At 47.8% G+C, this 22114-nt stretch carries 18 protein-coding genes; 11 read left to right on the forward strand and 7 right to left on the reverse strand.

Translation table 11 applies throughout. The features are described from left to right. Positions 1–3 precede the first annotated feature (3 nt). Complete coding sequence (locus tag RJ32_RS04635) at positions 4–576, forward strand: glutathione S-transferase family protein (protein ID WP_034819489.1); 573 nt, start codon at positions 4–6, stop codon at positions 574–576. On the opposite strand, the gene RJ32_RS04640 is transcribed toward RJ32_RS04635, so the two are convergent. The 3 genes from RJ32_RS04640 to RJ32_RS04650 all read right to left on the reverse strand — a co-directional run bounded on the left by RJ32_RS04640 (position 573) and on the right by RJ32_RS04650 (position 5582). Continuing rightward, positions 573–2231, reverse strand: a complete 1659-nt coding sequence (locus RJ32_RS04640) for an acetolactate synthase large subunit (RefSeq protein WP_034819491.1) — start codon at positions 2229–2231, stop codon at positions 573–575. The two genes, RJ32_RS04635 and RJ32_RS04640, sit on opposite strands and share 4 nt — an antisense overlap. Before the next feature lie 126 nt (positions 2232–2357). Next, positions 2358–4958: a TonB-dependent receptor gene (locus RJ32_RS04645; RefSeq protein ID WP_034819493.1), complete on the reverse strand. Its 2601-nt coding sequence runs from the start codon at positions 4956–4958 to the stop codon at positions 2358–2360. Positions 4959–5198: 240 nt separating this feature from the next. Then, entirely contained in the window at positions 5199–5582 is a 384-nt protein-coding gene (locus RJ32_RS04650) for a DUF4168 domain-containing protein (RefSeq protein ID WP_034819495.1), read from the reverse strand. A gap of 169 nt (positions 5583–5751) precedes the next feature. On the opposite strand from RJ32_RS04650, the gene RJ32_RS04655 reads away from it, so the two are divergent. The 3 genes from RJ32_RS04655 to RJ32_RS04665 all read left to right on the forward strand — a co-directional run bounded on the left by RJ32_RS04655 (position 5752) and on the right by RJ32_RS04665 (position 9326). Further along, positions 5752–7239, forward strand: coding sequence for a sensor histidine kinase (locus RJ32_RS04655; RefSeq protein ID WP_227016393.1), 1488 nt, complete (start codon positions 5752–5754; stop codon positions 7237–7239). Then, on the forward strand, positions 7236–8576 hold the full coding sequence (locus RJ32_RS04660; protein WP_034819498.1) for a sigma-54 dependent transcriptional regulator: 1341 nt from the start codon (positions 7236–7238) through the stop codon (positions 8574–8576). Before RJ32_RS04655 ends, RJ32_RS04660 begins: the two co-directional genes overlap by 4 nt. Positions 8577–8639: 63 nt before the next feature. Continuing rightward, complete coding sequence (locus RJ32_RS04665) at positions 8640–9326, forward strand: type 1 glutamine amidotransferase domain-containing protein (RefSeq protein ID WP_034819500.1); 687 nt, start codon at positions 8640–8642, stop codon at positions 9324–9326. A gap of 5 nt (positions 9327–9331) precedes the next feature. On the opposite strand, the gene RJ32_RS04670 is transcribed toward RJ32_RS04665, so the two are convergent. Together RJ32_RS04670 and RJ32_RS04675 are read right to left on the reverse strand one after the other, a co-directional pair. Beyond that, complete coding sequence (locus tag RJ32_RS04670) at positions 9332–11365, reverse strand: TonB-dependent receptor domain-containing protein (protein WP_034819502.1); 2034 nt, start codon at positions 11363–11365, stop codon at positions 9332–9334. 1 nt (position 11366) lies between these two features. Further along, on the reverse strand, positions 11367–12500 hold the full coding sequence (locus tag RJ32_RS04675) for a PQQ-dependent sugar dehydrogenase (RefSeq protein ID WP_034819504.1): 1134 nt from the start codon (positions 12498–12500) through the stop codon (positions 11367–11369). 131 nt (positions 12501–12631) lie between these two features. Here RJ32_RS04675 and RJ32_RS04680 point away from each other — a divergent pair, with 131 nt between their 5' ends. Further along, the gene (locus RJ32_RS04680; protein ID WP_034819506.1) at positions 12632–14143 is read left to right on the forward strand and encodes an FMN-binding glutamate synthase family protein; all 1512 of its coding nucleotides are present in this window, start codon (positions 12632–12634) and stop codon (positions 14141–14143) included. Between the two features lies 1 nt (position 14144). On the opposite strand, the gene RJ32_RS04685 is transcribed toward RJ32_RS04680, so the two are convergent. Then, positions 14145–15059 carry a hydrogen peroxide-inducible genes activator gene (locus RJ32_RS04685; RefSeq protein WP_034819509.1) on the reverse strand — a complete coding sequence of 305 codons (915 nt, stop codon included), beginning with the start codon at positions 15057–15059 and terminating at the stop codon, positions 14145–14147. Between the two features lie 143 nt (positions 15060–15202). Here RJ32_RS04685 and RJ32_RS04690 point away from each other — a divergent pair, with 143 nt between their 5' ends. From RJ32_RS04690 to RJ32_RS04715, 6 genes are all read left to right on the forward strand, one after another. After that, positions 15203–15748 (forward strand): peroxiredoxin, encoded by a 546-nt coding sequence (locus RJ32_RS04690; protein ID WP_011235799.1) that lies wholly within the window; start codon positions 15203–15205, stop codon positions 15746–15748. A gap of 85 nt (positions 15749–15833) precedes the next feature. Then, entirely contained in the window at positions 15834–16361 is a 528-nt protein-coding gene (locus RJ32_RS04695) for a carboxymuconolactone decarboxylase family protein (RefSeq protein WP_034819511.1), read from the forward strand. A gap of 127 nt (positions 16362–16488) precedes the next feature. Further along, the gene (locus RJ32_RS04700; RefSeq protein WP_011235797.1) at positions 16489–17721 is read left to right on the forward strand and encodes a Zn-dependent hydrolase; all 1233 of its coding nucleotides are present in this window, start codon (positions 16489–16491) and stop codon (positions 17719–17721) included. Between the two features lie 66 nt (positions 17722–17787). Further along, positions 17788–19218, forward strand: a complete 1431-nt coding sequence (gene ccoG / locus RJ32_RS04705) for a cytochrome c oxidase accessory protein CcoG (protein WP_011235796.1) — start codon at positions 17788–17790, stop codon at positions 19216–19218. Then, positions 19211–20215, forward strand: coding sequence for a serine/threonine protein kinase (locus tag RJ32_RS04710; RefSeq protein ID WP_011235795.1), 1005 nt, complete (start codon positions 19211–19213; stop codon positions 20213–20215). The genes ccoG and RJ32_RS04710 overlap by 8 nt, the downstream gene beginning before the upstream one ends. A gap of 38 nt (positions 20216–20253) precedes the next feature. Then, positions 20254–20871, forward strand: a complete 618-nt coding sequence (locus tag RJ32_RS04715) for a thiol:disulfide interchange protein DsbA/DsbL (RefSeq protein ID WP_034819514.1) — start codon at positions 20254–20256, stop codon at positions 20869–20871. Position 20872: 1 nt separating this feature from the next. On the opposite strand, the gene RJ32_RS04720 is transcribed toward RJ32_RS04715, so the two are convergent. After that, entirely contained in the window at positions 20873–22108 is a 1236-nt protein-coding gene (locus RJ32_RS04720; protein ID WP_034819516.1) for a mechanosensitive ion channel family protein, read from the reverse strand. Positions 22109–22114 lie beyond the last annotated feature (6 nt).

Here is a 22114-nt window from a genome sequence, read left to right on the forward strand (position 1 = left end):
ATCATGGAATTGTTCGGAAGTTATACCTCGCCGTTCGTAAGACATTGCCGTATTGCTTTACTTGAAACCAAGACAAAGTTTTCATTTACCGAAACGGATTTTGAAACCAGTGCCAAATTAAGTCCGGCGAAAAAGGTTCCCTTTCTTCACCACAATGATTTGCGCCTGCACGACTCTACCAGCATTCTCAAATACGTGCGGGACAAGGCGGATGAGCGCTTCTTTGCCGATGTAAAAGATTTTGATCAGTACTGTCTGGTCAATACGGCGATGGACTCGGCAATTAACGTGTTTTTGCTGGAGAGAGAAGGCGTAACAGCTGACAGTGTTAAGTATGTTAAACGCCAACAGCAGCGTATTGATGACATACTGCAACTGATGGAAGATAAAGAGCATGCGGTGGCTTATGAAGGGCCTCATCCCTTTAGTGACGGAGAGCTACGTTTAGGTTGTTTCCTTAGCTGGGGGCTTTTCCGTGAGCGTTTTAACTTAGATAAGTATCCGCGACTTCAGGCCTTTGTCGATAAGTTAAACGACTACCCTTATTTCGCGGATACTGATCCGAACCGTTCTTAAATATCTTTAATGGCGCGGCTGCGTTCGGGGATTTCCTCGTTCAGCAGTCGGTCATTTTGTGAATAGTTCACGGGTACATCAATAAGGTGTACGCCGGGTTTGTTCAGGCAGTCTTTTAACAGCGGTATCAAGTTTTCGGTTTTATCTAAACGGTAACCGTTAGCGCCGTAAGACTCTGCATATTTCACAAAATCCGGGTTATTGAAATCTAAGCCGTAGTCGCTTAGCTTCATATGCTGCTGCTTCCACTTGATCATGCCATAGCCACTGTCGTTTAAGATAACGACAACAATATCCAGCCCCATGCGCACCGCGGTTTCAAGCTCCTGCGAGTTCATCATAAAACCGCCGTCGCCACATATTGCCATAACTTTCTTTTCCGGATTAACCAGCTTCGCAGCCATGGCCGAGGGTAATCCTGCACCCATTGAGGCAAGGGCATTATCCAGTAGAACGGTATTCGGCTGACGAGCCGGGTAATTACGTGCAAACCAAATTTTGTAGATGCCGTTATCCAGCGCAATAACACCGTCATCTGGCATCGCTTCACGCACATCTTCTACCAGACGCTGCGGTAACATTGGAAAGCTGTCGTCATGAGCGCCTTCATCAGTATGGTCGCGCATATGATCGCGAACTTTTAGCATAAAGTCGAAATCCCAGTGACTCTGCGGCTCAATCCCTTCTTTCAATTGCCAAATGCTATTCCCAATATCGCCGATCATGCTGGCATGAGGGAAGTAAACTGAGTCAACCTGAGCACCCTGAAAATTAATATGTATAACTTTACGGTTATCGTTGTCGCCGGTTTTCATCATAAAGGGCGGCTTTTCCACCACGTCGTGACCTACATTAAGAATCAGGTCAGATTTTTCGATGGCGCGGTGAGGATAATCGCCATCGGAAACCGCGGCATTACCAAGCCAGCGCGGGTGGTCTTCGTTAATAACGCCCTTACCCATTTGTGTGGTAATAAAGGGAATACCGGTTTTATCAACAAAGGCGCGCAGCATTTTGGCTGTAATTTTCCGGTTGGCAGCAGCCCCTATCAGCAATACCGGATGCTTGGCCTCTCGCAGCAGCTCGAGTACGTGGCGAACCGACTTGTGCTCGGTAATGGGTCGGCGCGAATGACTGGGTTCTATCGGGAGACTACTGACTTCCTCTCGGCTGATATCATCTGACAGTTCCAGATGAGAAGCGCCTGGGCGTTCGTCCTCAGCACGACGGAAAGCTTCACGGATGTGCGCCGGAATACTGCTGGCGCTAATAATCGCCTGAGTGTATTTGGTAATAGGCGTCATCATGTCGACCACATCAATGATTTGGAATTGACCCTGATGCCGTTCCTTTATGGGTTTTTGCCCGGTAACCACAACCATAGGCATAGCGCCGAGTTGTGCGTAGGCCACCGGTGTAACCAGGTTGGTTGCACCCGGCCCTAAGGTCGAAAGACACACCCCGGGTTTGCCGGTCAGGCGGCCATAAGTAGCAGCCATAAAACCTGCGCCCTGCTCATGCCGGGTTAAAATCAGTTCGATATCAGATTTTGACAGGGACTCAAGTAAGTCCAGGTTTTCTTCGCCGGGAATGCCGAAAATGTACTTCACACCCTCGTTTTCAAGTGCTTTTACGAATAAATCGGATGCTTTCACTTCGCTTTCTCCTTGCGTTAAAGAATCTTCTAGTTAGGCCTACGTAAAGCATAGGAGAGATGATCAAAAAAATCCGTAACCAGAGTCAACTGATTACGGATTTTACAGTACTTTAAATTTCAGATTTTAGAACGAGTAACTGACTTTCGAGTAAACAAAGCGACCACGAGGGTTGTGAACGCTTGATGCGTACCCGTAAAGATCGTTGTTAAACGCTTCTGGCGGCTCTTCATCGAACAGGTTGGTTGTACCAATAGTCAAACGAAGTTCAGAGGTCACATCGTAATAGGCCTGTAAATCGACAAGCAGTTGTTTATCAACCATGCGTGCTTTCTCTGCTTCTACTTCATCAGGTGCCTGATAGTCCTCGAACTCGCCAATGTAGTTTAAGTTCAAGTTAACGCCTAAAGCGTCCTGGTTCCATTCTGCACGTGCAGTCCAGCGGTGTTCTGGATACTCGTACTCACCAGTGTAATCAATACCGTTTTTCTCAAATTTGCTCATATAAGACCAATCAACACCGAAACGGACTGTTCCAAGGCCTTGGGTATCCCAGTTGTAATTGGCTGAGAAATCAAGGCCAGAAGCTTCCTGACTAGTTAGATTTACATAGCTATTGTAAAGCGTTGCGAGCTCACCTAGTTCATCGCCCGGTAATGGATCGCGGCGCTCACAGATTTCGCTGTCTTGATCGTTGCAGTTGGCATCATAAACGGTTTCAAAATCGTTTTGCGCGATTTTGTTGTCTTGTTCAATAGACCAATAGTCTGCAGAAATATCAATGTCATCATTAACTTGCCAAATTGCACCTAAGTTGTAGTTTGATGACTCTTCTGGCTCAAGATTGTCAGAGCCTGAGAACACGATAGTGTAGTCTAATTCAGCACAGCCCTGGCCGTCTGCATCGCAACGGTATTCATCCACAAAGAAAGTGGATTCCTGTGATGGACCTAAACCAATTTGTGCTAATGATGGTGCGCGGAATCCTTCACCGTATGATGCACGTAACGTTACATCTTCAGTTGGACGCCACTGTAATTTAAATTGCGGATTGAAGGTTGAGCCAAAATCACTGTAGTCGTCATAACGACCGGCAACAGTCGCTTCCAATTGATCAGTAATTGGGATTAGGAACTCGACATAAGCAGCCCACTGATCACGCTCGGCTTCCGCTTGTACAGATTCGGTACCAAAAATTAATCCACGCTGGAACTGGTCATCTGGTTGGTCGAAAACGTCTTCCTGACGGTATTCAAGACCAGCAGCCATTGACACGTAGTGGTTACCTAGCTTGAATGCTTCGCCGGCAATACTTGCATCTACTGCGGTAAGGTGTGATTCACCGCGACGTACAAGTGACGTGTTGATAGCATCAATAACTTCCGGATCGTTGATGGTGCCGCCAAATGGGTTGTAGTTACCTGCGTTAATTTCTTCTTGTAAAAAATCAGTGCGGAGCCAGCCTTGTTCACGAGAGCCGGTTTGCATGCTTGAACTGCGGCCTTTTTGGTATGAGACATCCCAGCCCCAACCATTTAGGTCGCCACGCAAACCTGCGATGAAACGTAAGGTGTCCGATTCGATATCCCAAATACGGGCTCCGGCATCTATAGGACGAAAATAGTTGATATCAACTTGTTCACCAAAAGGATTATTTGGGTGGTCGGCAGGTACGTAAAGATCCGCATCACTATCAAGAGGAGTTGGTGCGCCACCAGCCTTTGAGCGGTTATGTTGGGCTGCTATTTCAATGTAGCCCTCAACGTCGCGTGAAAACTCTTTACTGGACTGAACAATTGCACCTACACGCTCTGCCTCCGGAAATATTTGTGCGTATGGACCGTAATCAAATACGCAAAAATCGCCGATTCTATTATCATCTTCATCAAATATATCTTTTGTTGCTTCAGGAGCACATGCAGGGTCCGCCGTTGACACCCCGTCTACAATGAAAGTGCCGGGGAACCCACGAGAAGAACGCTTGTCGGCTCCACCCCAGGGGGTTTGGTCTGCTGTCCCATTTCTGCCAAACTCTGAGCCCATAATTGAGGTGTTTTTCCAGTAGTCCAGAATTATTGTGGTGTTACTGTCATCGTCGCCAGTACCCCATACCAGGCTCATACTGGTTTCTTCATAGTTAACATCACCAGTGGTTCCACCGTGACTGGCGGTTAACTCAGTACCTACGAAATCGTCACGTAGAATGATGTTAACGACACCAGCAACGGCATCAGAACCGTATATAGCGGACGCACCGTCTTTAAGAATATCAATACGTTCAATGGCGGCTACCGGAATAGAGTTAATATCGACAAATGAGTTAGCAATTCCTTCAGCAAATGAAGAGACACCAACCCGACGTCCGTTTAGCAGAACCAGTGTAGAGTCCGCACCAAAGCCACGCAAACTGATAGCCGCAGCACCATTAGCGGTGGTGTCCTGACTGTTTCCCTGAGTTGAGAAGGTTCCGACACCTGCCGATGGTAAGCGCTCTAATAACTGTTGTAGGTTGTTAAAACCTGAGGCTTCAATGCTTTCTCTGTCAATTACCTCTACCGGAGAAGCGCCTTCCATATCGGTTCGTGAAATTCTTGAGCCAGTAACCTGAATGCGCTCAAGAGCGTCATCGTCTGCCTGACTGTTTCCTTGTTGTGCAAAGCTGGGGGCTGCGGTGAAAGTTGCGCCTATAGCTAATGCACAAAGAGAATGTTTAAACGTTATTTTCATTATTGTTTTCCCCTTTGCATTTGCGTTATATCGATTGAAAAAGTAACTTATATGTTAATTTTTATTACATTAATTTGACGATCATGCAAGGGTTGGTTATTCATTTTTAATGAATAATTATTCGTTTTGAGGCTAGATTAGACTAAAGTTTTAGTGAGGACGATGATTGTAAAAGTTTGTAAATAAAAAACCGCAGTCCGAAGACTGCGGTTTTTTTATGTCTTATGGAATCTCGGTTGATTAAGAGTTTTCGTCACCAGTCAGCTCTTCTAAGCGGCCACGAAGTTCTTCGTCGTTTTGCGCTTGCTGAATAATCATGTTGTACTCTTGCGGAGTTAGGCCAGCGTCTTCAACTGCTGCAATCATTTCTTCCTGTGCAGACTGTTGAATCTCACGAGCTTCTTCCTGGTTTTCAGCTTCCTGGAACTGGTCACGGTATTTTTCAGTAACACCCTGAACATCTTCCATAGCGGTTACAAACTTAACCAGCATGCCTTCAGAAATTTCCTGAGTTTGCTGCTGTTGTTGCTGAGCCATTGGATCTTGAGCTTGTTGCTCTTGAGCCATTGCGGCAGTGCTACCCAGTGCGAATACAGTTGCTAATGCGATAATTGTCTTTTGCATGATAATCTCCTAAATGAATTTATCAGTTTTAATTACGCTCTAACTAAAGCGAAGACTGTGCCAACTTTTCAATCAATTGATTTTTAAGAGATTTTTTTATTTGAAGAGTTTGCACACAGAAAAACCGCCCAAAAATGTGTATCCTTAGTACACAGTCAAAGGAGGCAGTGTGACAAAAAGATACAGTTGGCCACTATCCAGCTTGCAGCGGCGACTTCTTATTTATGTTGTTGTGCCTATGCTAATGATTTCCGGTGTGGCAATCAGTGTCGGCTTACAGGTTGCATCGGATGAAGCTAATGAACGTTTAAAGAGCGATCTGGAGCTGCTGGGTAGAGCTATTAGCTTACCCATTAGTGATGCGTTGCTGAATAATGATTTGTCCACAGTGCAGGCTAACCTGGACTCGGTGTTCAATATTGGCCGGGTTCACGGCGCGTCGGTGTATAACGTGTATGGTCAACAGGTAGCCGAAGCCGGCATTACTGAAACCGATTTAAGTAATAGTCAGTTGGCGCTGCAAACCGTACAGACGGGGGTCAGGCAAGATGACTACCGGCGGGTTGAGGGGCGCGATGTCTTCTCCCAGTTCCTGCCTATTGTTGACCGTGGTGGTCGCATTATTGGCTTATTACAGATAAACCGTCGTGCCAGTGACTTTGATGAGTCCTTTGAAACGCTGAGTCAATACGCCTGGCTCAGTTGGGCGGCGTTCGGCTTAATTACTATTGCGGTGTTGGTTTTTGGTCATTATCGCGGTGTTGGTCGGCATGTGGTGGCACTTAAGGACGCGATGTTGCGGGTGGCTGAAGGGAACCGCAGTACACGAGTTACACCGGCTGGACCGTCAGAATTGCAGGAGGTTGCGCAGGGTTTCAACCGTATGCTCGATAGTATCACTGAGGCTGAGCAGGAGCTGGAGCAACGTCGGGAGCACGAGGCCTCACTACAACAGGCATTACGAGAGCAGGAAAAAATGGCGGCTATTGGTAGCGTCGCCAGTGGTGTTGCGCATGAGTTAGGTGCTCCGCTGACCGTTATTGACGGACGCGCCAGCCGATTACTACGCAACCATAAAGACGAAGACAGTCAGCGCCAACTAAAAGCCGTAAGAGGCCAGGTGCAGCGGTTAACCGGGTTGGTAAACCAGCTGCTCGCTTTCTCTCGCACGCCGGTACAGCAGCGCGAAGCCATTTCTCTACGTGACCTGATAGCAACAGCCATGACCAGCATAGAGTTTGAGCAGGATAAAGGGTCGGCCAAAGTAGTCATTAAGGAGCTTGTCGACGTTATTCTGAAAGTGGATATCAAGCGACTGGAACTGGCGTTGGTGAATGTTCTTCGCAATGGTTTGCAGGCCGCTGAATCGGAAGTTGCGGTGGCAGCTGAGTTTGCTGATGAGGGCGTCATTATCACCATTGATGACGACGGCGAAGGCTTGCCCGAGTCGATGAAAGATAAAGCCTTGCAGCCTTTTGAAACCAATAAACCTCAGGGCAAAGGTACCGGACTTGGTTTAACCATAGTTAAACACGTATTGAATGATCATAATGGGGAATTGTCTTTAACAAATAACCCCAACGGTGGCTGTCGGGTCACCTTGAGTTTACCTGCGCAATGCCTTCGGCAAGCAGTTATCAAAGGAGGTAGTGAATGACCGCAGCAAAAGCCATGATAGGCGTAATTGAGGATGATCCGGCTCTGCAGGAACTGCTGGTTGAAGAGCTGGAGGCCGAAGGCTATAAAGTTACGGCCTGGGGAAGTGTTGAGGCCTTCAAAAAGTCGGTAACACCATTGGATTTGGTTATCAGCGATATCCGCTTACCTGGACTGTCGGGTCTGTCTTTACTGGAAAGTTTAAAAAATGAAGATAACTCACCTGCACTTTTATTGATTACCGCTTTTGGTACGGTTGATCAGGCGGTTGATGCCCTCAAACAAGGAGCCGATGACTTTCTAACTAAGCCGCTGGATGTTGAGCATTTATTGCTTAGCGTAAAACGGATCTTAGAGCATAGGTCACTGCAGCGGGAGCTTAAACGGTATCGTCAGCAACAAAAAGGCCCCGGGGGCTTAGTCGGACAAAGCCCGTCAATGCGCAAATTGTATGACCAGATAGAGCGCATTGCTCCGGCAGACGGCAGCGTGTTAATTACCGGTGAAAGCGGTACGGGTAAAGAGTTGGTGGCTAAGGCACTGCATCAGTTAAGTGACAGTGCTGAGCAAAGCTTTCAGGCAGTGAACTGTGCAGGTATTCCCGCCGATTTAATGGAAAGTGAATTCTTTGGTCACGCAGCCGGTGCGTTTACCGGTGCTCAGAAAAAACGTCAGGGTCTGCTTAAGCAGGCCGACGGTGGTACTTTGTTACTGGACGAAATTGGTGAAATGCCAATGGCGTTGCAGGCCAAACTGCTACGCGTCTTGCAGGAAGGCACGATTCGCGCCGTGGGCAGTGACGAAGAAGAAACAGTGAATGTCCGGATCCTGGCGGCTACTCACCAGGACTTAGAGCAACAGGTAGAGGATGGACGCTTTCGGCAGGACTTATTTTACCGTCTGGAAACCTTTAGTTTAAGGGTGCCTCCTTTGCGCGAGCGCGGCGAAGACATAGAGCGCTTAGCTAATTACTTTCTACAGCAGTTGCAAAAAAACAGTGATAAAACGGTTCGCAGCATTTCTCCGGCTGCACTGGAACAACTTTATAGCTACCGCTTTCCGGGCAACGTACGAGAACTACAAAATGCTATTGAGCGTGCTTTTACCTTTTCCAGAGACGATAAGATAGCGGTTGAAGATTTACCGCAAAGAATTCTGGATAGTGAGCATGAACCCGACGTGGAATATGGCACGGAGTGGCCGACTCTGGATGAATATCAGAATCAGTACATTCGTAAGGTACTGGCGCATGCCGAAGGGAACAAATCTAAAGCGGCTGAAATTCTCGGGGTCACAAGACGCACCTTATACCGTTGGCTGGAACAGCATGGCGAGTGATCAAACACGCGTTTTATCACGTAGTCTATACTAAGTTTTAGAATCATCTAACGGGAGTACTAAGTGAAAGTATTAATGGTATTAACCTCACACGATAAGCTCGGTGACACAGATCATAAAACGGGTTTCTGGGTAGAAGAGTTTGCAGCTCCGTATTATGTTTTTACCGATTCAGGTGTGGACGTGACTTTGGCATCGCCTAAGGGCGGCAAGCCACCAATTGATCCAAACAGCACAACGCCCGATGCGCAAACCGAAGCAACCGAGCGTTTTGAAAAAGACGAGACGGCTCAGCATAAATTAGAAACCACCTGTAAGCTTGATGAAGTTGACCCTGAGGGTTTCGACGCAATTTTTTATCCGGGTGGTCACGGACCATTGTGGGATTTAACCAACAATGAGCACTCCATTAAGCTGATTGAGCATTTCTGGAGTAAAGGCAAGCCGGTTTCTGCTGTTTGCCACGCACCCGCGGTGCTTTTAAATGTGAAAACCCCAAGTGGTGACCCGCTTGTTCAGGGGCGTACTGTTACCGGTTTTAGTAACAGCGAAGAGGCGGCAGTAGAGCTGACCGATGTGGTTCCGTTCTTGCTGGAAGACGAGTTGACCGCCAAAGGCGGCCATTATCGTAAGGTGGATGACTGGCAGGCATATGCCGTTCAGGACGGTATGTTAATTACCGGTCAGAACCCTGCTTCATCTGAGCAGACGGCACAGCGCCTGCTCGATGTGTTAAGAGCCAGCCTGTAGTTGGTTTAAAAGCGTCGGCGCCAACTAATGCCGACGCTTGCCTGCCGGCCTACTGCGGGTTCAAATGAACGCCCGCTGCCCTGATTAACCACAACAGCTCCTACGTAGTCTTTGTCCGTAATGTTATCAATCCGAGCCCATACATCCAGCTCGCTCTTAGACCATTGCCAATCGCGGCTTACAGCGATATCCCAAGTCGTATAAGAAGGGGCAAAGGTATCGTTTGCATCATTAACCGGTGTCTCGTTACGGTACTGTCCGGCTAACTGAACCAGCCACTGCTCTGTGGGCTGCCAGTTAAGACGTAAATACCCCTGACTTTTTGCTACGCCGGGTAGCTGATTCCCCTGCAACGGACCATTATCAAAGGTCGCATCAATGTAACTGTATGAAAGCAGTAAATCTAACTGTTGCGTTAATGCTCCGTTAATACTGAGTTCAGCACCTTCGCGCGAGGTTTCCGACGCGTTGCGGTAGGTTGTGCGACCGTCGTTTGACTGATCCACCAGTATTTCGTCCTCGCTTTTAATACCGAAGAACGCGAAATGCAGTCGCCAGTCTTGTGGTAGTTGGTGTTTGATACCCCATTCCCACTGCTCATTCGTGGACGGACCCAGTTCGCGGTTCAGGCCCGAGCCCTGATTTCGGTATGCCAGCTCAGTCAGTGTCGGTGTTTCAAATCCCTGCCCGATGCTCAGATAAGTCGCCGAGGTAGGCAGAAACTGCCAGGTAACTGAAACAGCTGCGGTGGTCTCACTAAAGTCGCTGCTGCCGCTGTCATCGGAGTTATCCAGCTCGGTAAAGTAGTCTTCTACCTCATAATTGATGTCGCTGTAACGAACTCCGCCGGTTGCCGAAAGCTCTTCCGATAACTGCCACTGAAAACGTAGATAAGCTGATGCATTTTCAATCCAGTTGAATTCGTTGCGGCGCAAGTCACCTTTTTCACCGCTGTCATTCACATAACCAAAGCGATGATCCTGCTGGCGTTCTAATTGCGCTCCCACGGTTGCTGACCAGTTAACTCCGCGTTGACGCCAGCGCGCATGAGCACCTTCAAATTGACGAGAGACATCAATGACGGCGCCCGAGCTTGTTGTGTCGTCACCGGCAAAAGGCAGAAACTGCTCTATATCGCGGTCACCCTGCCACAGCGAGAGTAACCCCTCACCATTGTTGCTCTCATGAAACCAGCTAAAAGACCCCTGACGGTGGTGAATATCTTTCCGCGTGTTGAAATCAATTGCCCGTTGTACTGTCTGAGTTGGGTCTTCGCGCCAGTCTTCGGGCGTTAGTGCGCTGGGGTCTTGCAATAATGGCGCATCGTTATTGTCGTAACGAATAACAAAGCGGTTCTGCTCGTCCCACTGATGATACCAGCGTATCGCCTGCTGTTGGCGCTCGGCTGAGTTATGCCTGCGCGGGCCGTCGGTCTGAAAATCTGAGGCTAAAATTTGCAGCTGATTGGTGTTGGTTGCCCACTGGGCATTAACATTGTACCGCTGAGTGTCATTTTCGCTGAACTGTCCACCCCATTCCAACGCGGTTTCTGTTGGCTTGCGGCTGAACCATTCAACCACACCACCGCCGGAGTTACCGTACAGCGTTGCTAATGGACCGCGCAATACTTCCAGCGAATCAATGCTGTCGAGAAAAATGCTCGAAGTTTGTGCCTGTCCGTCGGGCATAGATAACGGAATGCCGTCGACATTTAACTGCAAACCCCTTACTCCAAAGGCCGCACGCGAGCCAAAGCCCCGAACCACCAGGCGTGTATCCTGTGCGTAGTTGTAACGGTTGTCAGCCTGAATGCCCGCCACCCCGGCTAAGGCATCGCCAGCATCAATTTTCATAGAAGGTAAGGTGTTTTCCACGCTCACGCGGTCGATACTGGCCGCAGTAGTCAACCAGGGCGTTTCGCTTTGTGTCGCTGTAACAACAACGGTTTCGTCTACGTCTGCGGAGTGAACAACGAAAGAGGCCGCCAATAAAGGCAGCCCCGTGTAAGTGAGTTTTCTTAATACAGCTGAGTACAACATATTAATCCGCCGGTTTTATTTGAATGATGGCACCGTCAGGCTGGTCGGTTAATAAATAGAGGTAACCGTCAGGGCCTTGGTTAATGTCGCGAATACGAGCTTCAACAACATCTTCAAATAAACGCTCTTCATGCATCATGCGACCTTCATACAAGTCCAGGCGAGCAACCAGTGAACTTTTCAAAGCTGCGACAAAGAAATCGCCTTTCCACTCAGGAAACGCATCGCCGTTGTAAAATGTGGCTCCGGCCGTGGCAATAGAGGGTACCCAGTAATAGAAGGGTTGCTCCATACCTTCTTTGACTGCGTCTTCGCTGATAATGCCACCGCCATAATCAACACCATAAGTAATTTCTGGCCAACCGTAATTTTTGCCAGCTTCCGGAATGTTTACTTCGTCACCGCCTTGTGGGCCATGTTCAACAGTCCAGAGCTCGCCCGTTTCAGGATGAATATCGGCACCCTGCACATTGCGGTGACCGTAAGACCAGATTTCGTCCAGAGCGTTATCATTGTTAACAAAAGGGTTGTCTTTCGGGATGCTGCCATCAGGCCATATGCGTATCACTTTACCGTGATGGTTATCCAGTGTCTGTGCGTCATCCATACGTGAATAGCGGTCACCTAAAGTAATGTATAAGTGCCCTTCAGGTGAAAAGACTAACCGGGAACCAAAGTGGTTATTGCTTTCGTACTTAGGTGCCTGACGGAAAATAACTTCCTGCTCAGTAAATTCTTTATCGTCAAGTTTCGCCCGCATAACGGCCGTACTATTCCCTTTCCCACCGTCCTGTGCTGCTTCAGAGTAGCTAATATAAACCCAGTTATTCTCAGCAAAGTCAGGGTCAGTGGTAATATCCAGCATACCACCCTGGCCTTGTGCTACCACCTCTGGCGTTCCGCTTATCTTTTCGCGATAACTGCCGTCGGCGGATACCCAGTAGATGTCGCCGGAGCGCTCGGTAACTAAAATGCTTTTGTCAGGAAGAAAAGTCATACCCCAGGGGTTAGTAAAGCCATCCGCAAGTGTGCTGACACTGACTTTATGGCGTTCGGTTTCGACATCTTCGGCTGTGGCCGTCACGCTTACTGAAGCTGCCAATATTGCCGTTAAAACAAACTTTGGATTGAACATAGGTCTCTCCTTGTTATTGAATTATTTAGAGTATACGTCATTCTTCAAAATTTTGATGACACTGTGCTTGATCTGTTTGTCGCTTTAACCGTTAATACTCTTATCAATTACTAGAAATGTATTAGGTACCCATGAGCGGCAACGTTTTTAGCACGGACTCCTTACTTACTTTAGCGCAGTGGTTAGCCGCCATTTTTGTTTTGGCTATTATTACGCTGGTGATTTCTATTGGCGTTATGTATGTCGTCGATAAAACCCAGAATAAGCATACTATTCGCCATAACTATCCGGTTGTGGGGCGCTTTCGCTATTTATTCGAGCGCATGGGGGAATTCATGCGCCAGTATTTCTTTGCTATGGATCGCGAAGAAATGCCATTTAATCGTGCCCAACGAAGCTGGGTCTATCGTGCCGCAAAAAATGCCGACCGTAACGTGGCTTTCGGCTCCACCCGGGATTTAAGCCGCACCGGCACCATCATTTTTAGTAACGCTCCTTACCCACCTATGGCTGAGCAGGCGACATCGCCGGAGCCGGTTATTATTGGTCCTTATTGTCAAAAGCCCTATTCTCCGGTTTCGTACTTTCATGTGTCCGGGATGAGCTATGGTGCCTTGTCACCGGTTGCGGTTAAGTCATTGTCTCAGGGGGCGGCGAAGGCCGGCTGCTGGCTGAATACCGGCGAGGGCGGTTTATCGCCTTACCACTTGATGGGACATTGCGACATTGTTTTCCAAATGGGCACCGCGAAGTTTGGGGTACGGGATAAAGAAGGGCGGCTTGATGAAGATCGGCTTGCTGAGCTGGGCCGCCACGACAATGTGAAAATGTTTGAAATAAAGCTGAGTCAGGGCGCTAAGCCGGGTAAAGGTGGTATTTTGCCGGGCATAAAAGTGAATAAGGAAATTGCACAAATCCGTGGCCTTGTAGAAGGCGAAGATGCCATTAGCCCGAACCGGCACCCGGAAATCAGTAACAATGAAGAGCTGCTCGATTTCATTGAAAAAGTTCGCAAAATTACCGGCAAACCTACCGGCTTTAAATTTGTTATGGGTGACCCGTCCTGGATTGACGAGTTGGTCGACTGCATCCTGACCCGTGGAGAAGAATACGCCCCAGACTTTATTACGCTGGACAGCGCTGATGGTGGAACCGGCGCAGCACCACAGCCATTAATGGATTATGTTGGTCTGAGAGTGACTGAAAGCTTACCTATGCTTATTGATAAGCTCACCGAAGCTGGGTTGCACGGCCGTGTTCGCGTAGTTGTCTCCGGTAAAATGATCACACCTGCAGATGTTGCCTGGGCTATTGCTATGGGAGCCGACTTTGTTACTTCTGCACGTGGTTTTATGTTCTCGCTGGGGTGTATTCAGGCTATGCAGTGTAATAAAAATACTTGCCCAACAGGAGTCACTACCGACGACCCTAAGTTAATGCGAGGGCTTGATCCAGAAGATAAATCGGTGCGTGTCGCCAACTACCATAAATACATGGAATATGGCGTTAATATTATTGCGCACTCTTGTGGTGTGACCGATCCGCGTCGGTTGAATCGTCGTCATGCCCGGGTCATTAAACCCGACGGGGAGAGCATTAGTCTGGCCGAGCGTTATCCGTTGCCGCCGGCCAGACGGCGTTAGTTTAATTCAGCGTATTGACTGGCAGCAACCTGGCAACCTCTTCCGCAATTTTACGGAAAGTTTGTCGACGGCTGGTGGTTGGGCGGTATACCAGGCCAATATCGCGGGAGGCTTCCTGCCCGGTGGGCTTTAATGAAACAAGGTCGGTATTTTCCAAAATGCCCTGGTCAATGGCCATTTGTGGAATAAAGGTAGCGCCTAAGCGGGCGTCAGCCATTTGTACCAGGCTGTGCAGGCTGGTTGCTGTAAACGGGTTCATCTTAATCGAGTCCGTTAACTGGCAGGCTGCGACCGCATGCCCGGTCATGCAGTGTTCTTTTTCCAGCAGGAAAATGCTGCGATCAGGCAGTTTATCGTAATCGACTGGTTCGCCGACGGTTTCTGCCAGATCTTTATGCACCACTAGTTTGAATGGGTCTCGACCCAGTATCCACTTCTGATTCCCCTGAATATCCATAGGCAGAGCCAGCAAAAGAATATCCAGTTCGCCGTTACGCAGGCGGTGCAGTAAGTTTTGCGTGGTATCTTCGGAAAGCTGCAGCAGCAGTTTAGGGAACTTGTTCTGTAAGTTTTTACTGAGCTCACCAATAACAAACGGGGCTATGGTCGGAATAATGCCGAGTCTTAACGGTCCTTCCATAATATTGCCCTGCCCCTGAGCATAATGCAGTAATTCTTCTGAGGCGCTGATAATGTCCCGCGCTTTCTCCACAATTTCCTCGCCTAAGGCAGTAAAGAGGAAGGATTTATGGTCGCGTTCAATAAGTTGGCAATCGAGTTGTTCTTCCAAATTTTGAATGCCACTGCTCAGTGTTGACTGGCTGACATTGCATTCCGCTGCCGCACGATTAAAGTTTTGTTCCTGGTGCAGTGCCAGTAAGTAGCTCAGGTTTTTCAGGCTCGGTAATTTACTCATAGGTTATCCGTCGCGTTTTAATTGGTATTTCCGATTATCATAATCCGTTTTATTCGTTTTATCCAATCTCTCTCCGTCCGTACACTAGCTCTCGACTCGTTAAGGAACGAATACATTTTAAATCTCAATCAAGGAGACAATTTATGTTAACAGTAGGCGATAAACTACCAGAATTCAGCGTAATTGCGGCAAAACCTAAGTTCAACATGCCGGAAGAAAACGGCGAAAGCGCTTTTGAAACTATCGACAACAACAGCTTTGAAGGTAAGTGGAAAATCATTTTCTTCTACCCGAAAGACTTCACCTTTGTTTGCCCAACTGAAATTGTTGAGTTCGCAAAACTGAACGAAGACTTCGCTGACCGCGACGCCGTTGTTATGGGTGGCAGCACCGACAACGAATTTGTGAAATTGGCATGGCGCCGTGAGCACCCTGACCTTGACCGCCTGAACCAGTACTCTTTTGCTGACGACGGTTCTTTGGTCGACGGATTAGGTGTTCGTGACAAAGCTGAGAATGTTGCTCTGCGTGCTACGTTCATTGTTGACCCGCACAATGTTATCCAGCACGTATCGGTAAACAACCTGAACGTAGGTCGTAACCCGGCAGAAATCGTTCGTATTTTAGATGGTTTGCAGACCGATGAACTGTGTCCTTGTAACCGCGCGTTGGGCGGCGACACCCTTTAATTGGTGGTTACTCCCCTAAACTAAGCGCTGATGGTATTGCCATCGGCGCCTGTTCCCCACTTTCAGAGGATTTCAGGAGTAAAGTATGGCAATTGCAGACTACAAACAGTTATTGGGTGATCACAGTAAAGACACCAAGCTTAACCTGTCGAGCTTGTTTTCAAATGTTGAGCAGTCAGGTTTAACCAGCGACCAGTTCTATGGCACAGCACTTTCGCTGGTTTACACTTTGTCGGACGGCGAGCTGACTCAGGCAGTGGAAGAAGAAGCCGATGGCAAAATTGAAGAAAACGTTAAGACAGCAGCGAAAACGGCAGCGTCGTTAATGGCAATGAACAACATTTATTATCGCTTCCTGCACTTATCTAGCGATAAACAATTTTCTAAGCTTCCTGCGGGGCTCCGCATGAATGCAATGGCTAACCCGGGTGTGGACAAAGCAGACTTTGAGCTGTTCTCACTGGCGGTGTCGGCCCTGAATGGTTGTGGTATGTGCATTGATTCGCACGTACAAACTTTGCTGAAGCACGAGGTCTCAGCGCAAGCGATTCAATCGTCAATTAAGTTGGCGGCGGTACTTAATGCAGCCTTAACTGCACGCAAACTGTCGTAAACCCTCTAGGGGCTCCCCTTTGCCCCGTGCAACCTTTGCCCGTACTTTTTGGTGCGGGCTTTTTTTACGCCTTTGGTGCTCCTTAGTTTATGTCCTACGCTTAATAATAAAAGCAAAGGAGGTGACTATGCTGAGTATTAATGCTGACCGCTTAAAAAAATCCGTGCTGGAGCTATCCAAAATTGGTTATAACGAGACCGATCATGGTATGTACCGTTGGGGTTTTACCGATGCCGATATGGAAGCCCGCCGCTGGATGATGGAGCAAGCTAAAGCCGAAGGTTTCAAGACCTTTATGGATGGTGCCGGTAATGTGTTTTTTGGTATTGGCGACTACAGCAAAAAACCAGCTATTCTTACCGGTTCACATCTAGATACTGTTCCCGCCGGGGGGATTTTCGATGGCGCACTCGGAGTGTTAGCGGGCTTCGAAGTTTTGCGCTCGATCAAAGAAAATGACGTGAAATTAGCGCATCCTGTATGGGTTGTTGGTACTGCCGAAGAGGAAGGCCGATTTGGCGGCATGATGGGTTCTCAGGCTATTGCAGGTGTGCTGAATCCGGACTGGCTTATGTCGGCTCACGATGCTGATAATGTGTACTTAAAGGACGCAATGGCCGCCCATGGCATGGACGTTATGGATGCACTGGACGCTGCCTGGCCTCCGGAGCGGCTAAAAGCCTTTTACGAACTGCACATTGAACAAGGACCGGTGCTGTTTCAGAAAGAGATAACCATTGGCGCAGTGGAAGGCATTTCCGGGGTGTTTAAATGGATAGTTCACTTAAAAGGTAAAGCCGACCACGCTGGTACTGCTCCTATGAATATGCGCAGTGACGCTTTTATGGGGCTGGCAGATTTTGCTCACGAAATTGAGCGCATTATTGCTGAAGACGGTACCGATAAAACGCGTATTACCGTGGGCAAAGTGGACTTGAAGCCCGGGAGTCCGCACACCGTGCCGGGTGAAGCGGTGTTTACTATTGTTGGTCGCGACATGAGTAACGATGTAATGAAAGAGCTGGCAGACTCCTGTAACAAGGCGTTATCAGCAATAGCGCGTAAGCACCGTTTGAAGTTTGAATACGAGCAAGTGAGTTGGCTGAACCCTCAGGCCTGTTCAGAAAAGCTGACAAAACAAATAGAAGAGAAAGCTAAAGCTCGAAATTATTCGTGTCTTAAAATGCCCAGTGGCGCAGGACACGATGCTCAATTTTTTACAGAGATTACGGAGTCCGGGCTAATATTTATCCCGTCTGTAAATGGGGTCAGTCACGCACCCGATGAGTGGTCGCACTGGCATGACGTGGAAGCTGGTTGTAACATACTTTTAGATTGCATCATTAATTCAGCCCAGTGAGCTGCGCAAACAGTTAAGATCCGTTATACTGTGCGCACCTCGCCGTGACACTATGTGGTATTGCTCATGGAACAAAAAATAACGGTTCAGTCCGCCGATAAAGTCAAAATTCAACGTCCAGACGGACAGAAACACAACGATAACTACTCCCCCCGCAGCCGAATTTACGTGCGTGATACCAAAGGTGCCATGGAGTATTTTAGACGTGGGTTTGGTTTTCTATTGCTGGCTGTCTTTGCTCTCATTCCCTGGCTGACTTATCAGGGCGAACAAGCAGTTCTGCTCGATATTATGGATCAGCGCTTCCGTATTTATGGCTTAACTTTGTGGCCGCAGGACTTCACTGTAGTTGCCTGGTTTGCGATTGTGGCCGCCGTTGCGTTATTTTTTGTGACAACCGTTTTTGGTCGGGTCTGGTGTGGGTTTATGTGCCCGCAAACCACCTGGACCTTTATTTTCATGTGGTTTGAGAAAAAGTTCGAAGGGCCGCGCAATAAGCGTATAAAACTGGATGAACGCAAAATGGACTTTGACAAGTTCTGGCGCAAAACCGGTAAACAGACCGGCTGGATCCTGGTGTCTCTATTAACCGCAATGATCTTTGTGGGTTACTTTACTGACATACGCGAACTTTTCCTGAACTTCTTTACCCTGGACGCCGGTTTCTGGGCAACCTTCAGTGTTCTTTTTTTCGCATTCTGTACTTATGGTAACGCCGGTTATATGCGGGAAATTATGTGTACGCACATGTGTCCTTATGCGCGTTTCCAGTCGGCTATGTTCGATAAAGACACTTACACCGTGTCTTATGATGCTGAAAGGGGCGAGCCCCGAGGCCCACGCTCGCGTAAAGCCGACCCCGCTGAAAAAGGCTTAGGTCACTGTATTGACTGCTATATGTGTGTGCAGGTCTGCCCTACCGGCATCGATATCCGAAACGGTCTGCAATACGAGTGCATCGACTGTGGCGCCTGTATTGATGCCTGTAATGACGTTATGGATAAAATGAATTATCCAAAAGGACTTATCCGCTTTACCACTGAACGTAACTTAGCCGCCAAAAACAAAAAAGAGAAAACCAATCCGTGGCGGATGAAGAGTATCGGCTACTTTATTATGGTTCTCGTAGTTAGTACCGTACTGGTTTGGGACGTCGCGACCCGTGTGCCTCTGGAGGTTGATGTATTACGTGACCGTAACCAGCTGTTCCGAGAAAATATAGAAGGACAAATTGAAAACGTCTTTACCTTAAAGCTGGTCAATAAGTCGCAACAGGACATGACTTACCGCGTGGAAGTTAAAGGTTTTGATGAGTTCGAGTTAATTGGCGATTCTACGAAACAGGTTTCTGCGGGTGAAGTCGGAACCTTGCCGGTAACCGTAGCGGTTCCACCATCATTATTAGAAGGTCAGGTCACAGAGTTTTACTTCGTGGTCACAGCGGTTGATAATGCGGATATAACTAATACGCATCAGAGCCGCTTTTTATATGAATGATTTTACAGAGAACGCGTCGGACTTTGCTTTTCAGGGACTGACGCCGGATCTGGTTGTTAATGCCTTAGAAAGTGTCGGTTTGTATCCCGCATCGGGCTTGCTGGCACTTAATAGCTACGAAAACCGGGTTTATCAGTTTGCTGACGACGATCGCAAACGTTACGTGGCAAAATTCTATCGCCCGCAGCGCTGGCGCACAGAGCAAATTAACGAAGAACTGGAGTTTGTTGAGGAACTGGCGCAAGCCGAGGTTCCGGCGGTTTCGGCTCTGGAGCTTCAGGGAAAGCGTCTGCACGAGTTTGAAGGCTATCGTTTTTGTGTGTATACAAGCATTGGCGGCAGAGCCTTTGAGCCGAATGACCTGGACGAACTTGAGCGACTGGGCCGTCAAATAGGCCGTATGCATGCGGTGGCTCAGGCAGGCAAGTTTAAAGTCCGGGAAACCATTGACTATGAAGGTTTTGTGGAACAGTCCGTGGTCGAGCTACACCAGTCCGCTTTATTACCCGCTGAATTAAAAGACGCCTTTTTTGCCATTCTTGATCCCTTAAGTGAGCGCTTACGTTCTACACCTTTGCAGGACTTCGAGTATCAGCGTCTGCATGGCGACTGCCATATTGGTAATATTCTGCAGTATGAAGAGCAACTGACTTTTGTCGATTTTGATGATTGTCGCTCCGGCCCTGCAGTTCAGGACTTATGGATGATGCTGAACGGATCGCATCAGGAGCAAACATTACAGATGGATGCCCTGCTGACTGGCTACGAAGATTTCTGCGAATTCGATACGGCGCAATTGATATTAATTGAACCTTTGCGCAGTTTCAGAATCATTCAATATATGGCATGGTTATCACGCCGGTGGCAAGATAGTGCCTTTCAGCGAGCGTTTCCCTGGTTTGCAGAAAGCCGATATTGGGAGCAGCAGATTCTGGCACTGAAAGAACAATTGGCGGGGCTGGATGAAGCGCCGCTGAACCTTGGTTTTAATGGCTAATTTGAATAGATAGTTTTAACAGATAACAGGAAATGATAATGAAAAAGTGGTTAATGGGTTTTGCCGGGGCATTAATGGTCGCAGCGGGTTTTGCTCAGGCTCAGAATTTTGAAGAAGGTGTCCACTACGAAGTGGTGGCCGATGAAGCGACCAGCAAGCCGGAAATTGCAGAGTTTTTCTCATTTTACTGCGTGCACTGCTACCGCTTTGAACCTATTGCAAAAGAACTGAAATCTGAATACCCGGATGCTTTCAAGAAGGCTCATGTGTCGTTCATTAGTCCTCGCGGTAACGTGGGCGAGACCATGACTCAGGCTTTTGTCGTTGCGCAAAAACTGAATAAGGAAGAAGAGATTGCCGCGGCTATTTTTGATTACAACTTTAATAAAAATAGCATGCTGACCAGCAAGCAGGACATTCGTAATGTGTTTATTGTTAACGGTGTTTCCGGTGATGAGTTTGATAAAGCTATGGCGAGCTTCACTGTGCGCGCTGCGGCGTCTAAAATGGATCGCCGGGCAAGCAACTTAGGGGTTAACGCAACGCCAACTTTTATCGTTAACGGTAAATACAAAATGCTGCCACAGGGTTTCCGTGACAGCGATAATTTTCAGGAAGACTTTTCTGATTTAGCCGGTTATCTGTTAGAAAAGTAACTCAGGACTCCGGTTTATAGTCACAATAAGCGCCTTCTTTGTTTTCAGAGAAGGCGTGGTTGTTATTCAAGTACTGATAATTCTTCAGTCCAAAGTCTGGCATCACACTGTATAAATACTCGATAATTGAGCTTTGTACCGCTTCGTATTTCATCCAGTCCGTTTGTTTACAAAACGCATAAATTTCCAGCGGTAACCCTGCTGCTGTAGGCTGCATAAGGCGAGCCATAATAGTCAGATCTTCTCTTACCTGTTTGTGGTTCCTTAGATAATTGTCAGTAAATACCCGGAATACAGTTAAGTTACTTACCGGTTTGTCGAGTTCATTGGCATTTAGCCAGTCGTCAGCGGACTGATTAAAATGCTTTTTAGCAAGTTCTTCTAACTGTTCGTTCGACAGAATTTTAGAGCTGTCCAAATCAATCATTAGTGAACGTCTCATGCGCCGCCCACCTGTATTGATCATTCCCTGCCAGTTTTTAAACGACTCGTGTATTAATACATAAGTGGGCAAGTAAACAATGGTTTTATCCCAGTTCTCAACTTGCACGGAAATTAGGCCGACTTCCTGAACCGTACCATCAACCCCGTGATCAGTCAGTTCAATCCAGTCACCAATAGCAACCATACGGTTGGTCGCCAATTGCACTCCGGCGACAAAGCCCATTAGGGTATCCCTGAAAACCACCATAAGAATGGCGGTCATGGCGCCGAAGCCGCTGAGTAAATACATGGGGGACTTGTTCATAATAATGGCGATGGTAATAATAATGGCCATTAGTACCAATACGAGCTTTATAACCTGTATGACCCCGGTAATGGGGACTTCACGTGCTTTATAAGAGTAATCATAAGCAATGGATACTACGTTAGCTAAAGCCGTGAGGATGCTGGTAATAACCCAGGTAAGATAAACACCAACAACGGTACGTAGCGGGGACTGCCAGCTTTCAAAGTCATCGATAAACAGGATCGGTATGAAACTGTGTATCAGGATAACCGGGGCTAAGTTAGCGCAGCGCTTAAAAAGGCCGCTGTTAACCAATGACTTATACCAACGCTCAGGCGCTCTTTTTAGTAAGTGCTCTATGGCATGGTCGATAAGCCAACGCGCTATGGCATAGGTAATATAGCAACCAATAAGAACCATTAATGAACTGATAGCCAGGCTCAGTTCCTGTAAATTGCTTTCAATACCGAATTTCTGTAGCCACTCTTTTACAAACTCGAAGTCCATTATAAA

It is taken from the genome of Idiomarina sp. 28-8 (genome assembly GCF_000320945.2).
Classification (GTDB): Bacteria; Pseudomonadota; Gammaproteobacteria; order Enterobacterales; family Alteromonadaceae; genus Idiomarina; species Idiomarina loihiensis.

Bases quoted from the DNA above. Each gene is read 5' to 3' on its own strand.
- RJ32_RS04710 (WP_011235795.1), top strand. From the start codon at position 19,211: ATGAATGATTTTACAGAGAACGCGTCGGACTTTGCTTTTCAGGGACTG.
- RJ32_RS04685 (WP_034819509.1), bottom strand. From the start codon at position 15,059: ATGAGTAAATTACCGAGCCTGAAAAACCTGAGCTACTTACTGGCACTG.
- RJ32_RS04690 (WP_011235799.1), top strand. From the start codon at position 15,203: ATGTTAACAGTAGGCGATAAACTACCAGAATTCAGCGTAATTGCGGCA.
- RJ32_RS04715 (WP_034819514.1), top strand. From the start codon at position 20,254: ATGAAAAAGTGGTTAATGGGTTTTGCCGGGGCATTAATGGTCGCAGCG.
- RJ32_RS04660 (WP_034819498.1), top strand. From the start codon at position 7,236: ATGACCGCAGCAAAAGCCATGATAGGCGTAATTGAGGATGATCCGGCT.
- RJ32_RS04670 (WP_034819502.1), bottom strand. From the start codon at position 11,365: ATGTTGTACTCAGCTGTATTAAGAAAACTCACTTACACGGGGCTGCCT.
- RJ32_RS04675 (WP_034819504.1), bottom strand. From the start codon at position 12,500: ATGTTCAATCCAAAGTTTGTTTTAACGGCAATATTGGCAGCTTCAGTA.
- RJ32_RS04645 (WP_034819493.1), bottom strand. From the start codon at position 4,958: ATGAAAATAACGTTTAAACATTCTCTTTGTGCATTAGCTATAGGCGCA.
- RJ32_RS04700 (WP_011235797.1), top strand. From the start codon at position 16,489: ATGCTGAGTATTAATGCTGACCGCTTAAAAAAATCCGTGCTGGAGCTA.
- RJ32_RS04680 (WP_034819506.1), top strand. From the start codon at position 12,632: ATGAGCGGCAACGTTTTTAGCACGGACTCCTTACTTACTTTAGCGCAG.
- RJ32_RS04720 (WP_034819516.1), bottom strand. From the start codon at position 22,108: ATGGACTTCGAGTTTGTAAAAGAGTGGCTACAGAAATTCGGTATTGAA.
- RJ32_RS04635 (WP_034819489.1), top strand. From the start codon at position 4: ATGGAATTGTTCGGAAGTTATACCTCGCCGTTCGTAAGACATTGCCGT.
- RJ32_RS04695 (WP_034819511.1), top strand. From the start codon at position 15,834: ATGGCAATTGCAGACTACAAACAGTTATTGGGTGATCACAGTAAAGAC.
- ccoG (WP_011235796.1), top strand. From the start codon at position 17,788: ATGGAACAAAAAATAACGGTTCAGTCCGCCGATAAAGTCAAAATTCAA.
- RJ32_RS04650 (WP_034819495.1), bottom strand. From the start codon at position 5,582: ATGCAAAAGACAATTATCGCATTAGCAACTGTATTCGCACTGGGTAGC.